Annotated in this window: 12 protein-coding genes and 1 pseudogene; 3 read left to right on the top strand and 10 right to left on the bottom strand. The window is 63.1% G+C overall.

Annotated elements, in window-relative coordinates; translation table 11 throughout:
• Positions 1 to 243: 243 nt before the first annotated feature.
• Positions 244 to 591 (bottom strand): aldehyde dehydrogenase family protein, encoded by a 348-nt coding sequence (locus J7I89_RS23805; RefSeq protein WP_214975652.1) that lies wholly within the window; start codon positions 589 to 591, stop codon positions 244 to 246.
• A 73-nt stretch (positions 592 to 664) separates the two neighbouring features.
• Positions 665 to 1,462 (bottom strand): SDR family oxidoreductase, encoded by a 798-nt coding sequence (locus J7I89_RS23810; protein WP_214975653.1) that lies wholly within the window; start codon positions 1,460 to 1,462, stop codon positions 665 to 667.
• 72 nt (positions 1,463 to 1,534) lie between these two features.
• On the opposite strand from J7I89_RS23810, the gene J7I89_RS23815 reads away from it, so the two are divergent.
• The gene (locus J7I89_RS23815) at positions 1,535 to 2,125 is read left to right on the top strand and encodes a TetR family transcriptional regulator (protein WP_214975655.1); all 591 of its coding nucleotides are present in this window, start codon (positions 1,535 to 1,537) and stop codon (positions 2,123 to 2,125) included.
• A 274-nt stretch (positions 2,126 to 2,399) separates the two neighbouring features.
• Here J7I89_RS23815 and J7I89_RS23820 read toward each other — a convergent pair whose 3' ends face one another.
• From J7I89_RS23820 to J7I89_RS23830, 3 genes are all read right to left on the bottom strand, one after another.
• Entirely contained in the window at positions 2,400 to 3,572 is a 1,173-nt protein-coding gene (locus J7I89_RS23820; protein ID WP_214975657.1) for an MFS transporter, read from the bottom strand.
• Positions 3,573 to 3,637: 65 nt separating this feature from the next.
• On the bottom strand, positions 3,638 to 4,039 hold the full coding sequence (locus J7I89_RS23825) for a nuclear transport factor 2 family protein (protein ID WP_214975659.1): 402 nt from the start codon (positions 4,037 to 4,039) through the stop codon (positions 3,638 to 3,640).
• Between the two features lie 81 nt (positions 4,040 to 4,120).
• On the bottom strand, positions 4,121 to 4,810 hold the full coding sequence (locus J7I89_RS23830) for an NADPH-dependent F420 reductase (RefSeq protein WP_214975661.1): 690 nt from the start codon (positions 4,808 to 4,810) through the stop codon (positions 4,121 to 4,123).
• Between the two features lie 249 nt (positions 4,811 to 5,059).
• Here J7I89_RS23830 and J7I89_RS23835 point away from each other — a divergent pair, with 249 nt between their 5' ends.
• Positions 5,060 to 5,974: a helix-turn-helix transcriptional regulator gene (locus tag J7I89_RS23835; protein WP_214975663.1), complete on the top strand. Its 915-nt coding sequence runs from the start codon at positions 5,060 to 5,062 to the stop codon at positions 5,972 to 5,974.
• A gap of 886 nt (positions 5,975 to 6,860) precedes the next feature.
• Here J7I89_RS23835 and J7I89_RS25475 read toward each other — a convergent pair.
• From J7I89_RS25475 to J7I89_RS23865, 5 genes and pseudogenes are all read right to left on the bottom strand, one after another.
• Positions 6,861 to 7,214: a DUF6510 family protein gene (locus J7I89_RS25475; RefSeq protein WP_308160024.1), complete on the bottom strand. Its 354-nt coding sequence runs from the start codon at positions 7,212 to 7,214 to the stop codon at positions 6,861 to 6,863.
• Entirely contained in the window at positions 7,211 to 7,948 is a 738-nt protein-coding gene (locus J7I89_RS23845; RefSeq protein WP_214975665.1) for an FAD-binding oxidoreductase, read from the bottom strand. The genes J7I89_RS25475 and J7I89_RS23845 overlap by 4 nt, the downstream gene beginning before the upstream one ends.
• Before the next feature lie 10 nt (positions 7,949 to 7,958).
• The gene (locus tag J7I89_RS23850; RefSeq protein ID WP_214975675.1) at positions 7,959 to 8,552 is read right to left on the bottom strand and encodes a sulfite oxidase-like oxidoreductase; all 594 of its coding nucleotides are present in this window, start codon (positions 8,550 to 8,552) and stop codon (positions 7,959 to 7,961) included.
• A 917-nt stretch (positions 8,553 to 9,469) separates the two neighbouring features.
• Positions 9,470 to 9,992: pseudogene (locus J7I89_RS23860) on the bottom strand (transposase); the annotation flags it as partial.
• Between the two features lie 516 nt (positions 9,993 to 10,508).
• Complete coding sequence (locus J7I89_RS23865) at positions 10,509 to 11,339, bottom strand: DeoR/GlpR family DNA-binding transcription regulator (protein ID WP_214975669.1); 831 nt, start codon at positions 11,337 to 11,339, stop codon at positions 10,509 to 10,511.
• Positions 11,340 to 11,644: 305 nt separating this feature from the next.
• On the opposite strand from J7I89_RS23865, the gene J7I89_RS23870 reads away from it, so the two are divergent.
• Entirely contained in the window at positions 11,645 to 12,931 is a 1,287-nt protein-coding gene (locus J7I89_RS23870) for a sugar ABC transporter substrate-binding protein (RefSeq protein ID WP_214975671.1), read from the top strand.
• Positions 12,932 to 13,019: the final 88 nt, after the last annotated feature.

Raw genomic sequence — 13,019 nt, forward strand, 5'->3', positions numbered from 1 at the left:
TGAAGAGGACGACCTGGACGTCAACATCGTTCTCGAGGTCTGTGACGATCTCGTGAAGCCGGACAGCGGTCTCGGCGGCCACGACGTTGGCTGGCGGATTGTGGAAGGTGATCGTCGCCACCTTCGGGCTCGGACGATCAAGGATGACAGTGCTGGACGTGCTCATGATGTGCTCCATTCGGGGGTGGGTGGAAATGATGGTCCTGGACGTGATCGCGTCCGGGAACGGTCTCGCCGCGGTGCTCAGCGCAGGAAGAACCCCAGGAGGCGGTCGGCGCGCTTGCCGAAGGGCGCGTGCAGCAGGTCGGCGGCGTTCCACCGGCCCTGCGTGTAGATGCCCTTGGGATGGCTGAGGGTGCGGAACCCCTCGATGCCGTGGTATTTGCCCATGCCGCTCTCGCCGACGCCACCGAAGGGGAGGTCGTCCTGACCGACGTGCATGATCGTGCCGTTCACGGTCACGTTGCCCGAGGTCGTGCGGTCAAGCACCCTGCGGAGCTGGGCGGATCGCTGGGCGGCGAGGATGGCGCCGAAGCGTTCCTTGTCGGAGAGTCCCGCCGTCGCGGCCGGCTCGTGCGTGGTGATGGTCATGATGATGCTCCCTACTGGATTGCTGGGTGGATTCGCGGCAACGCGGACAGGCGGTCGATGGGTTGGAACGGGGTCAGCGCTTGCTGCGGCGGATGGTGGCGCCCATGAAGTGCACGACCGTGCTTCGCGGGAGGAAGCGGGCAGCGATGGCGAGCGGGCGTCCGTTGGTGATGACCGAGGGGCGGTGTGACGGCTTGTCGACGGTGTCGAGGGCGGTCTTCACGACGTCTTCGGGGCGGGCGCGGCGGGTGCCGTAGTCGGCGGACTGGCTGCCGGCGGCGTCGAAGAACTCGGTCGCCATCGCCCCGGGGGAGATGGCGAGAACGCGGAGACCCGTGCCACGCGCCTCTTCCCAGAGCGATTCGGTGAAGCTCAGCACGAAGGCCTTCGAGGCGCCGTAGACGCTGAGGTAGGGGGTCGGCATGAAGCCGAGCAGGCTCGCGACATTGATCAGGATGCCCGTCTTCTGCTTCGCGAAGACGTCAAAGTAGGCGTGGCTGAGGTCGACCAGGGCGCCGATGTTCAGCGTGATGAGCTGCTGCAGCCGCTCAGAGTCCTCCTCGCCGAACGGGTTGTGCGTGCCGAAGCCGGCGTTGTTCACGAGGCCGGTGGCGAAAATGCCCCTCGACTCGAGCTCATTTCGGAGCATGCGCCCGGCGTCCGGCCGGTCGAGTTCGCGGGCGATGGTGGTCACGGTGACCCCGTCGCGGCGGGTCAGCTCCTCGGCGAGGGCCTTCAGTCGGTCTTCGCGGCGGGCCACGAGAACGAGGTTCGCGCCGCGGGCGGCAAGTTGGCGGGCGAACTCCGCTCCCAGGCCGGAGCTGGCTCCGGTGACGATGATGGTCTGTGTGATGTAGTCGATTCTGCTCATGGAAACACTCTACGCACAGTTGTGCACCAAGTGCAAGTTGCTTCTTGAACTGCATTGTTGTACTGTTGGTGCATGGCATCGACCCCTTCTCCCATCCGCTTACAGACCCGAGCCGTCGTGCGTTCGCTTCTGGCACAGACGGCGATGCAGCTCTTCGCCGAGAAGGGCTTCGACGAGACCACCGTCGACGAGGTCGCCGCAGCGGCCGGAGTCTCGCGCCGCACCCTGTTCAACTACTTCCGCACGAAAGAAGACCTGGCCCTCAGTGGCCTGTCCGAGCAGGGAGAGGTCATTGCGGCGCGCCTGGGCGCCAGGCCCGCCGATGAAGACGTCTGGGTGTCGCTGCGGCACGCGTTCGTGGTGCTCGACGAGATCGAGGTCAGCCCCGAGAACCGCCTCGAGATTGTCTCGATGCTGTTCGACAACGACTCCCTGCGGGCCGGCCACGCCGAGAAGCAGGCGCGGTGGACCGACCTGCTCGCCCCCCTGATCGAACCGCGCCTGCCCGCCTCCGAATCGCGTGGCTTCCAGGCCAGGGCCATCGTCGGCGCGGCGATCACCTGCCTGCAGGCCGCCACCGAGGAATGGCTGCGGCTGCGGGGTTCGACGCCGCTGTTCGACCTCTATGACACGGCGGTGGCAGCCATCCGCACCTCGAACTGACGCCGGCGGGCGGCTCTGTCCGTCGCCCCTCCCCGCTCAACGCTTCACGATTTACGTCCCGCGGCACCGCCCGCTGCCTTTGGCGCGCCTCTGCGCCCCCTCAAGCCCCCGAGAGCCACACGATTCCCCCGAACATCCCACGAAAGCAGATTCGTGCTCACCGGCGACGGACGCTGCGGCAGCTGATGACAGTCTTGCGCCGAATTGCCGAACTGCCGAACATACTGTTCAACCTGGCATTCTTCATTAGGAAGGCATGTACCTGGCCAAGTGTTTACTGGGGTGTCGGTACCTGCAGTGGACCGCGTCGACCAAAAGTCCATACCACCAGGGCGATCGCGCTGAAGACCATGCCGATGACCATCACCGCAACCCAACCTCCTGCAGCCCACATGACTGCCGCGGCCGCCGAACCAACGGCGCCACCGAGAAAGTTGGTGGTGACGAAAGCGGTGTTCAGCCGGCTACGACCCTCGTTCGGGATGGCGAACATGCGGATCTGGTTGAGGACGTTGACACTTTGCGCGGCGAGATCGAGCACAACGACGGCAACCAGGATTACAACGATTGAGCCGCCTCCGAGGGCAGCGAAGGCGAAGGTAATCAGCAACAAGAGCAGTGCGGCGCCAGTGGTTGCAAGCGACCACCCACGGTCATGGAGCCGACCGACGCGCTGGGCGGCGATGGCCCCTACCAGGCCTGCAAGCCCGAACAGGCCGATCACTGACGGGGGTAGTTGAAAGGCGGACTGCTGAGGAGGAAGGTGAGCCCTGTCCAGAAGAGAGTGAAACTCGCGAAACCGGTCACACCCAAGGCCAACGTCCACCGCACGGTTTCCTGCCGTACAACCACCTCGTCTACCGAAGCCATAAGCGCCGGATAGCGCAGCGGATTCCGGGCAGGCATCGCCGGGATTTGCCCGGTAGAGCAAACCGGCGACGACGAGCGCGGCGACTGCTGCGAGACCGAACACGGCTCGCCAACTGACCGCGTCGGCCACCAAGCCGCTCACGGTCCGCGAGACCAGGATTCCGGTGAGCAGGCCGGACACGACCGTGCCTACAACTCGCCCACGCTCACGGTCACTGGCTAGATCGCCGGCGAGTGGCGTGAGCAGCTGTCCGGCGACGGTGCTCACGCCCACGGCGGTCACAGCAACCAGAAGACTCAGCATTGTCGGGGAGACGGCACAAGCTGCCAGTGCCAACGCGGAACAGAGAACCATCGCCGGGATTAGGCGGTGGCGGTTGAGGGCGTCTCCCAACGGCACGATCAGGAGGACGCCGGCGGCGTAGCCGAGCTGCGTGGCCGTGACCAGCCAACCTGCCGCGCTTGTCGAAGCGTGCAGGTCCCCAGCGATGAGATCCAGCAGCGACTGCGCCCAGTACAAGTTGCCAACGGCGAGGCCACCGGCGATCGCAAACAGGAGTGTCAGTCCCTTGGTCATCCCGGGCTCCTGACGGGTAGGCATGCCAGCCTGGGCGGGCGGCTGCACATGGTTGACGGGCTCGGTCATGGCCTGGGCTCCTGCATCGCGTCCTCCAGCACGCGGCTGTCCGCAGTCTGGTGCAGGTGGTTCACCTGACCGTTGGCGACGGTCCAAACGTGCACAAAGCGACCCTCGACTGCCTGCCCGTTATGGCCGGTGACGGCGTAGTAGCCGACTGCGACGACGTGCCCGTCCCCGTCGGCGAACAGCTGCTCAGGCCGGGCGTCCAGCGAGGAGAACTGTGCGCCCACGGGAGCGAGAAAGTTGCCGAGGACTGTCTCAAGGCCCCGGTACACACCGCCGAGAGGGAATCCGGGCGTGATGTCCCAGACGACGTCTTGCGACATCATCTGGTCGATCACGTAGCGGTCGCCACGGGCCTGGTAGAAGCGTTCAACCAAAACAAGGTCCTCAGATGCCGCCATGAAGCCTCCTTGGCAGACGGACCGGGGCGGGGGCGGATCCAGCCGCCAGCTGGGTGGCACTCAATCGGGGAACGAGAGCCATCACGAGGTGCGGACCATTGCGATGTTGAAGTCGAACGTTCCGAGCACGCCATGGAGGGTGAAGTACAGCGGCATGTACAACTCGACGCTGCGCGCCACCTCGATCCCACCGAGGTCGAGGGTGGCCTCCGACGGCCAGCCGAACTCATTGAGTATCGACTTGGCGGTGGTCTTTGCGGACTCGTCGTTGCCAGCGACGAACACATTGTGGGCGCCGGGCACCCGGGACGGGTTGACCATGACGTCGCAGAAGATCGTATTGAGTGTCTTCACGACGCGAGCCTCAGGGTAGGTGCGCTGGATCTGCTCGGCAAGGCTGTCGTCGCTGGCGATGAGCAGTTTTGGAGGCATACCCTCAGAGAAGTCGAGCGCGAGAGCGATGTCGATGAGAACCTTGCCTGCCAGGTTGCGACCGCCGGTGGCTTCCAGAGCCGCCAGGGAGTTGGCTCCGTTGGTTGCGTTGATGACGACCTCGCCGTGGGCGCCGGCTTCGCTGTAGGAGAGCAGCTCGACGCCGCTGTTGGCCCGCTGCCACGGCGTGAAGGCTGGGGTGCCCATCGCGTCTGGCTCGGTGCGGCTTAGTGTCTGCTCGGGATTGCGCGTCCCGATGGCGACCTCGTGGCCGAGTTCGTCGAGTCGGGCTGCTACTGCGCGGCCGACCATTCCTGTTCCTAGTACTGAGATCTTCATATTGGTGAGTCCTTTCGTGCTTAGTTGCCGTGTGTGGCGTGCTGGTAGTCCTCGTTGGACACCGGCTCCAGCCAGGTGGTGCCGTCGCCGTCTTCGACCCCTTCGAGGAGCGCCAAGTGGCACATGAAGTTGTCGGCTGTCCGGCCTGTCGTCCAGTCAACGTCTTTTCGGGCGCGCGTGGGAGTCTCTGACGAAAGGTGTACTGGCAGGGGATCCCTCAGGCCCGCCTGGGCAGGTAACGTCGTCGGGGTGGATAACCGAAACGAGGTCCGCCAGTTCCTCATCTCACGTCGGGCCAAACTCACCCCGGAACAAGCGGGTCTTCCGGCCGGCGGAGCCCATCGGCGCGTAGCCGGGTTGCGCCGGGCCGAGGTTGCGATGCTTGCCGACGTGAGCGTCGAGTACTACTCCAAACTCGAACGCGGCAACATCTCCGGGGCATCGGAGGCCGTCCTTCACTCCATCGCCGGAGCCCTGCAGCTCGATGACGCCGAACGGGCGCACCTCTTCGACCTCGCGCGCGCCTCCAGCGCGCCGTCGACCAAACCCAGGCGCCGTACAAGCAACTCCGCCGCGATTCGACCCGGATTGCAGCGGGCCCTGGACGCGGTCACTGCCGGACCCGCATTCGTGCGCAACGGCAGGATGGACATCCTGGCCGTGAACCCGCTCGGCAAAGCGTTCTGGGCAGACGTGTTCGCCGCACCCGGACTGGGAAACCTGGCCCGGTTCACCTTCCTCGACCCTGAACGCGCCCGGATCTTCCACCCGGACTGGGAGGCAGCCGCCGACGTCGCCGTCGCGAGCATGCGCACTGAGGCAGGCCGGGACCCGCATAACAAAGATCTGCAGGACCTGATCGGGGAACTGTCCACGCGCAGCGACGCGTTCCGCACCCGCTGGGGAGCCCACAACGTGCGCCGACACGGAACAGGGGAGAAGACCTTCCACCACGCCGTCGTCGGGGATCTCACTCTTACCTACGAAGGACTCGAACTCACGACCGAAGCGGATTTGTCCTTCCTCATCTACACAGCAGAGCCAGGCTCGCCCTCCGAAGAGCGCCTCCGGCTTCTCGCCAGCTGGGCCGCCAGCCACGAGCAGGAAACCGGAACCACCGCCACGGAGATGGGCCTGAGCGAAACAGATCGAAGCACCCCATGAACTTCGAACCAAAACCATCAACGACCAAGGGATCCCCGCATTGGTTCACCGGGGACGTCTGGGTCGAACCGATTGCCGTGCCCAGGGATGCCGATCAGCGCATCCGCTGTGCAGTATAGAGACTCGCTCTTAGCGTGTAGGCCGAGAATGGGAGGGATTTTTCCTAGGCAGGGATCCACCCCTCCCGGCTGCCGGTGGCGGCCGTTCGCGCGGAAGACGTCTTAGTTGAAGAAACTTTAACGTCGAATTCGTCGCTGCCCTGAGCCGCGCAGGTCCCCTTCAATGGCCTAACAGAGATTCTGTTACCTTCGAATCGAACCTGTTGCGATGTTTGTTGGAAACCGCCAAGTGGTCGAAAAGTAGGTGTGCACAATGTGCACACCTTAGGCGTCGGATCGGGCCGTACATCGGCCGTACTGGGCCGGATTGGCGATGTTTTCGGGACTTCCCACTGTTTGCAAGGGCTGGAATGCAGTTCGAGTCCCACCTCGGGCACAGTGTTTCCGCAGGTCAGGGGCCCCTTGGGCCGCTGACTGTGTACAAGGCTTGACCTGCGGGCCCCTCCGGGGGCCCATTTTTTGGTGGTGCCGTTTCTGTGTCCGGCTGCCACTTTCCATGAGTGGGCGACGGTTTGGCTTCTTGGTCCTTCATGGCGCGGGCTAGTTGGAGCTACATGACCTGGTTCTCATGGGGGAGAGCGGCTGCGCCGGCAACTTGCCTGGTTGGCTTTCACACCTGTTCATGGTCCTGTTTGCGGCCGTCTGCATGACTACCTGGTGTCCCTTCAGGCGAAGCCGTGACCGAGAGTGGCCGCCACACCATGAGCCGGGACTTAGTCCTTCGCCAAAGCCGAAAAAGCTGGGGAAAACCCGGCTACAACCTGCGGTTACGCCTGGCTCTCTCTGTCGATCTGCAGATAGCTGAGTCCGCTCACATCGAGCCAGTAGCTGGTAGGAGTTTCCACGAGGCGCAGGAGGACGCCGTCGCATGATTTGCAGCGCACAACGATTCCGGGGGCATCGGTATAGACAGTCGCCTCACCGAAAGCCCGTACGGCGCCGCAGTGCTTGCATCGTCCGATCGCTGCGATGATGTCGACGCGGAAGAGTTCCCACAGCGGTCCTGCGGCCGCGTTTCCGTCGAGGTGAGGTATTGGATTGCCCGGGATTCCGCCGATGTCCTGATCCTCGAGGCGCGGGTCCTCAGCGCCCGGAGAAGCGGAGCCGTTGTTGCCAGTCACCGGGTTCCTCCCGTTCCGCCGAAGCGTTCGGTCTTGATTGAGGCGGCCGGATAGCCCGCCTCCACGAGCCATTCCGCGACTGTTTCGACAAATATTGTCTGGCCACAGATGAAGGTATCGGGGTTGGCGTCCGGCGGCTGGATGGTCGCCAGCAGTATTTCTGCCGTGAGCCGTTTCGGGGCAGTTGGCCAGCCCTGTGGCACGCTGCGTGTGTAGACGTAGTCGACGGTGAGCTTGGCGGATTGCTGGCCCAAGGTGAGCAGCTCCTCCCGATAGAAACCAGCCTGGGGTGATTTGAGTGAGTACAGGAGCCGGAAGGGGGAGGGATTCTCGGACGCCTCATGCGCCCGGATCATGGACATGAGCGGCACGACGCCGGACCCTCCTGCGATCAGCTGAACCGGGTTCATGTCCGTCGGCCGCCAGACGAACCAGCCGCCCACTGGGCCACGGATCTCCAGCTGGTCGCCGACGGCCAGGTCCCTGACCAGATAGGGGGAGACCTCGCCGTTGACCAGTTCGTCAACGGTGATCTCAATGATTTCGTCCTTGCTGGCCGTCGCAACGGAGTAGGAGCGCACTGCCGTGTAACCGTCGTCGGCCGTGAGTCGGATATCGATGTGCTGGCCGGCGAGGTTGCCCATCAAGCCGTCCACGCGCAGCCCGATGGTCCTGGAAGTTTCCGTTTCCGGAGCGGCGCTGACGACGTCGGCGACGCGCCACAGGGTGCTCATGGGGCCTGCCTCATGAATACCGCTCTTCACGCCAGGGGTCGCCGTGGATGTGGTACCCGTTGGATTCCCAGAAGCCGGGCAGATCGTCCTGCGTCAGTTCGATGCCGTTGATCCACTTGGCGCTCTTCCAAAAGTACAGATGCGGCACGAGGAGACGGGCAGGTCCGCCGTGCGCTCGCTCGAGTGGCTCGTCGTCGAATTCCCAGGCAACCCAGGCCCGGCCGTCCAGAAGGTCCTCCAACGGTATGTTGGTGGTGTAGCCGCCGTAGGAGTGGGCTGTGCTGAACTTGCAGTTTGTTTCAACGTCCTCGAACAAGGTGTCCAGGGATACTCCGCGCCACGACGTGCCCAGCTTGGACCAGCTCGTTACGCAGTGGATGTCGGTCCGTATGTCAACTTGCGGTAATGCCATAAAGGCATCCCATGACCAGGTGTGGCGTTGCCCGTCCTCAGCCGTAATAAAGAATTCCCAGTCCTCGGTGGGGATATTGGGTGCGGGTCCCGCCGTCAGCACGGGAAAGCTTCTCGTCTCGTATTGGCCCGGGGGTAACGCTGGATTGCCGGTCTGCCGTCTTCCATGAAAACCAGATGAGATGATGCCCATCATGTACCTCCGATGCGGAGCTCAGCCCGGTCGACTGTTGTCGGTTCCCCAACGATATGGCAACGGCCGGACAGGGTCTAGACATTCACCGTTGCTTCAACGGCTCAGCGCCTGTCACCCATGTGGGGGGGCGGCCGCCTGCCCGGCCGTACGCCCCACCCTCGAGACCTGCATGGCCCTGGGATAGCGGCGGTTTTCGCTGGTTTGCTTATGTTTCTGGACTTCCCAGTATTACCGTTTGCAGGGGCTGGAATGCGGTTCGAGTCCCACCTCGGGCACAGCATGACCCCTCGTCAGAGGGGTCTTTTGCTTTTAACGTGTGTACGTTGACCCTGCCCGGGTCCCTCTGACGCTGGCCGCGGTCTGTGCCTGGCGCCGCGGTGACCTATGAAGTGGCTCATCGGTGACCCGTTCCTTGCTTCTTTCTGTTGACACGAGTTCATGCGGCCATGGATCTATGTGACACGACTTTCCGGCTGGTTCTTGCGTCTGTTTTGCTGCGGGGCATGGTCGGGCCGCCGGCCCGCATGCCATGGCCGGCAGCCGTGGGCCGTTCGCAAAGCGTCCGCGGCACCGCACTGTGGCGTGCGGGAACCTGGGCCTTCTTCCGTCGCCGTTCTGGCTGTGGCTGATCTGTCATAACGGGATGCGCGGTTATCGACATGACCCATGCTGTGTCCGTGTCGGTCCGTGTCGGTGCGTTTCGGGCAAATCTGTGCGTAGGCGTAAAGCGGGGGTCGCCGGTTCGAATCCGACGGGGGCTCCGGGAAGGCGACCTGCGGTTCTAGTTCCGTTCGTTGCCCGGCAGGGGCCGATTCCAGCCGTGACTCGGAAGGGATCCTCGGTTCGAATCCTTCGGGCGATTGAGTATGGCGCTGACGCGAAGATTAGATTCGCGTCAGAGGGGTACCTGTTGGTCAGCCAACGCGGTCGAGGGTGACCTGGTAGACCATGGTTTCAAGCTGCTGGACCGCCCGGGTCTTTGCCCGTTCCGGATGTAGACGGGTGTAGAAATCGCTGCCGGGGTCGTCATAGAGGGTCCCGGTCATGCCCATGTGCCAAATGGCAACGAGCATTTTGTGCTGGATCGCGACGTTGGCTTTCTGGGGACCGCGCCGAGAGGCTATCCGCCGGTATCGGGGACCGAGGTAGGTCGTCGGATTCTGTGCACATGCCATGGCGGCTGCTCCGAGGGCTCCTTGCAGGTAGGGTTGCCCGGGCGCGTCGTGGTGGACTTGACGCGTCCTGCGGACTCGTTGCTGCCCGGCGTCGTGCCGGCCCAGGATGCAAGGTGGCCGGGGTGGAGAATCTGGTCATGTCCGCTCCGATCTCTGCGATGATCACATCGGCGGTTAGGACGCCGATGCCGGGAATGGTGATGATCAGCTCTCGGAACCCTTGAAAGGGCTTGATCACCACCTCGATGCGCGAGGTGATGTCCTCAGGGCGAGGATCTGGTTGGTCATCGAAGACCAGGTCGTCACCGTTTCGATTGGTTTGCGACGCCCTGCCCCGGCGACCCGGACACAGGCCTTAGCGTCCTTCTTGGAGATGTCGAGCCCGGCACAGCGGACGTGGACGACTTCCATGGCTACTTCTTCCTCCTCATCAAACAGGACCATCACAGATGTCCGTCGCGGGGAGGGCAGGGAAAAAAGGTAAGTCTGACGCCCGTGCTCGAAGGCAACAATCCACGGTTCCCGTGGAGCCCTCCACCACCATGCTGACCTACAGGCTCAGCGGCACTACAGAGGATTCGGGGTAGACCACGACGAACCCTTTCAGTGTGCGTTATGAAGACGACCAACCACCACAGGCCAGCAGAACCTCGCCAAATCTTCGCGCCCCAGGGTGCGCCGAGGAACGAAGGCGCCGCGTTGCTGACCTGCGGTTTTGGTTCCGTCGGGTGGAACGAAAGAGGCCTATGACCCGCTCCTGAAAGCCCTGGCAGGGGAGCTAATTACCGTCTGCGACGATAACCTGCACCCCGCTTTCTTCCAAGGCCGTCTGGAGGTCCTGCGGGGGTTGTTGATCGGTGACAAGGACGTCCCCAGCGTCCAAGGGCGAAATCTGGGCGAAGAGTTGTCGGCCGAATTTGGATGAGTCAGCCAGCACGATGACGCGTGTTGCGCGCTTCATCATTTGACCCATCATGACCGCTTCGGCGAGGTGGCTGGTGGTGTAGCCGGAGGCAGAGATCGCGCCGACGCCGATGACGGCAAGGTCGCACTTGATATCGATATCGCCGGTGTTTCCGTCTGCCCGGAAGGATAGCGGACCCACCACCGCCTGGGCGCCGAGCCGCACCGAACCGCCGAAGAGGTACAGATCCCGGCAGACTTTGGGCGAGATTTCGGCGGGTATTCGGAGGTTGTTCGTGGCGATTGTCAGCTCGCGCTGGTCCTTAAGATGTCGGGCCATGGACAGCGAGGTCGTTCCGGCATTGATCATCAGGACGGTTCCGTCAGTGACCAGGGAGGCCGCCAGTGCCCCGATGCGGTCCTTGGCGCTGGTTTGAAGCCGCATTCTGATGTCCACGCCGGTGTCGGCGCGCGGGACTGCCGAAAGACTCACCGCCCCGCCGTGTGTTCTGATCAGGATACCGTCAGCGTCCAGCTGGTCGAGGTCCCGGCGGATGGTGTCGGGTGACACGTCGAACCTTGTCGCAAGGTCCGCCACCGTGACTTGCCCCTTTTCAGCCACGAATGAGGCCAGGTCGGCCTGTCGGCTCGCCGGAAAGCGTGCAGAGCGGTTGCCTGTGGGGGACGTCGCAAGTGATCTGCTCATGGTCCACATTTAACACATCTTGCGAGTTAATGCGATATAGCTGCGGCACCGATTGCCGCGATGCGTTTTTCTGCGACAGCTGCCCGCACGGGCTTCTGGAGGTTCTGAGAGCTGGAGATGCGGCTCTCATTCTTGGTTTTTCGCGGGTTTGGCGCGCCCGTTGCATGCGTTCGCAAGATCCGTTGTTCCCCTATTGACGCAAAAGTGTGACTGGGCTTACGATCAGACAAACGCATAAACCGGCATAAAGTCGCATCGGAATGCGCGAATCGGCACTTTGAAACTTTCACTTCGATTGGAGAGTCATGAGCAAGGATGCTCTGAGCAGGAGAGGGCTGCTGGCCGCCGTTGCGGGTGTCGCCGCGGTCACCATGGTTGCGGGTTGCGGCGGAGGGTCTTCGGGCGGCAACGCGTCGCCGGGCGGGGAGGTCACGATCGAGTTTGCGCAGTGGTGGGAGCCGGAACTCCCTGCTGGTTCACTGCGTCAGATGATGGATCAGTTTGAGCAGGAGAACCCGGGCATCAAGGTCAAGCTGCTCAGCGGACCGTATGCCTCGACCAAGGAGCAGGTTGTGGCGGGAGCCGCGGCGGGGACCATGTCCGATGTTGTCGGGCTGGATGGCGCCTGGATCAGTGATTTTGCGAAGCAGGGCTCCATTGCGGACCTGGGCAAATTGATGGCTGACGCCGGTTATGACAAGACCCAGCTCTCCAGCGAGGTCAAGGTCAAGGACGCGACGTACATGATCCCGGTATTGAACTTCGTGTACCCGATGTTCACGAACACTGACCTGCTGCAGAAGGCGGGAATCGCGAAGGCGCCGTCGAACCGCACGGAGTTCACGGCTGCGGCGAAGGCAATCAGCAACCTGGGCAACGCCAAGGGCTGGGTCCTGCCGCTGTCACTCGAGGCTCCCAACGGCGTGCAGAACGATGTCATGTCCTGGGCATGGGCCTCCGGCCAGAGCATGCTCAAAGACGGGAAGCCCGATCTCGCCAGCCAGGACATCAAGGGCACGGTGGAGTACGTCAAGAGCCTCTGGGATGACGGGGTGATCGCACCGGGTTCCTTCACCATGAAGGAACAGGACAAGGTCGAGGAATTCACCAACGGCCGCGTCGGGATGATGATCGATTCCCTCGCGCACATCAACACGATCCGTCAGAAGAACCCGAACCTGAAGTTCCAGGTATCTTCCGTTCCGTCGGTCGATGGATTTGCCGGCAAACGGGGCATCCCGTTCGCTTCGTGGGGGATCGGGGTTGCCGAGAACAGCGCGCACAAGGCCGAGGCCTGGAAGCTGGTCCAGTTTCTGATGAGCGAGAAGGCTAACGCAAAGCTCTCGACCCAGGCCAATGCGTTCCCCGGCAACAGCAAGGCCACGCCGGACTTCTCCGGCAAGGATGCCCTGTTCAAAGAGGCCTTTGACATCTACAAGAGTGGTTACCCCGCCAACGAGTTCGTTGGTCTCCCCGTTGCGGAACAGCTCATGCGTACCTTCGACGAGCAGTTCCAGAAGACACTCACAGGCTCTCAGCCGGTCGACCAGATGCTTGAAAACACCCAAAGTGCCTGGATCAAGCAGTTCTAGACCCACGAAGCGGTCCGGGTGCGGCCCAACGATGACGTGGCCGCACCCGGACCGAGGAGGATTCCCATGGTGCTCCTGACACCAAGAA

The organism is Arthrobacter sp. ISL-5 (assembly GCF_018613835.1).
GTDB lineage: Bacteria > Actinomycetota > Actinomycetes > Actinomycetales > Micrococcaceae > Arthrobacter.

Excerpts from the sequence above, each read along its gene's own strand:
- J7I89_RS23805 (WP_214975652.1), bottom strand. The coding sequence starts at position 591 with ATGACCATCACCACGCACGAGCCGGCCGCGACGGCGGGACTCTCCGAC.
- J7I89_RS23810 (WP_214975653.1), bottom strand. The coding sequence starts at position 1,462 with ATGAGCAGAATCGACTACATCACACAGACCATCATCGTCACCGGAGCC.
- J7I89_RS23815 (WP_214975655.1), top strand. The coding sequence starts at position 1,535 with ATGGCATCGACCCCTTCTCCCATCCGCTTACAGACCCGAGCCGTCGTG.
- J7I89_RS23820 (WP_214975657.1), bottom strand. The coding sequence starts at position 3,572 with ATGACCAAGGGACTGACACTCCTGTTTGCGATCGCCGGTGGCCTCGCC.
- J7I89_RS23825 (WP_214975659.1), bottom strand. The coding sequence starts at position 4,039 with ATGGCGGCATCTGAGGACCTTGTTTTGGTTGAACGCTTCTACCAGGCC.
- J7I89_RS23830 (WP_214975661.1), bottom strand. The coding sequence starts at position 4,810 with ATGAAGATCTCAGTACTAGGAACAGGAATGGTCGGCCGCGCAGTAGCA.
- J7I89_RS23845 (WP_214975665.1), bottom strand. The coding sequence starts at position 7,948 with ATGAGCACCCTGTGGCGCGTCGCCGACGTCGTCAGCGCCGCTCCGGAA.
- J7I89_RS23850 (WP_214975675.1), bottom strand. The coding sequence starts at position 8,552 with ATGGGCATCATCTCATCTGGTTTTCATGGAAGACGGCAGACCGGCAAT.
- J7I89_RS23865 (WP_214975669.1), bottom strand. The coding sequence starts at position 11,339 with ATGAGCAGATCACTTGCGACGTCCCCCACAGGCAACCGCTCTGCACGC.
- J7I89_RS23870 (WP_214975671.1), top strand. The coding sequence starts at position 11,645 with ATGAGCAAGGATGCTCTGAGCAGGAGAGGGCTGCTGGCCGCCGTTGCG.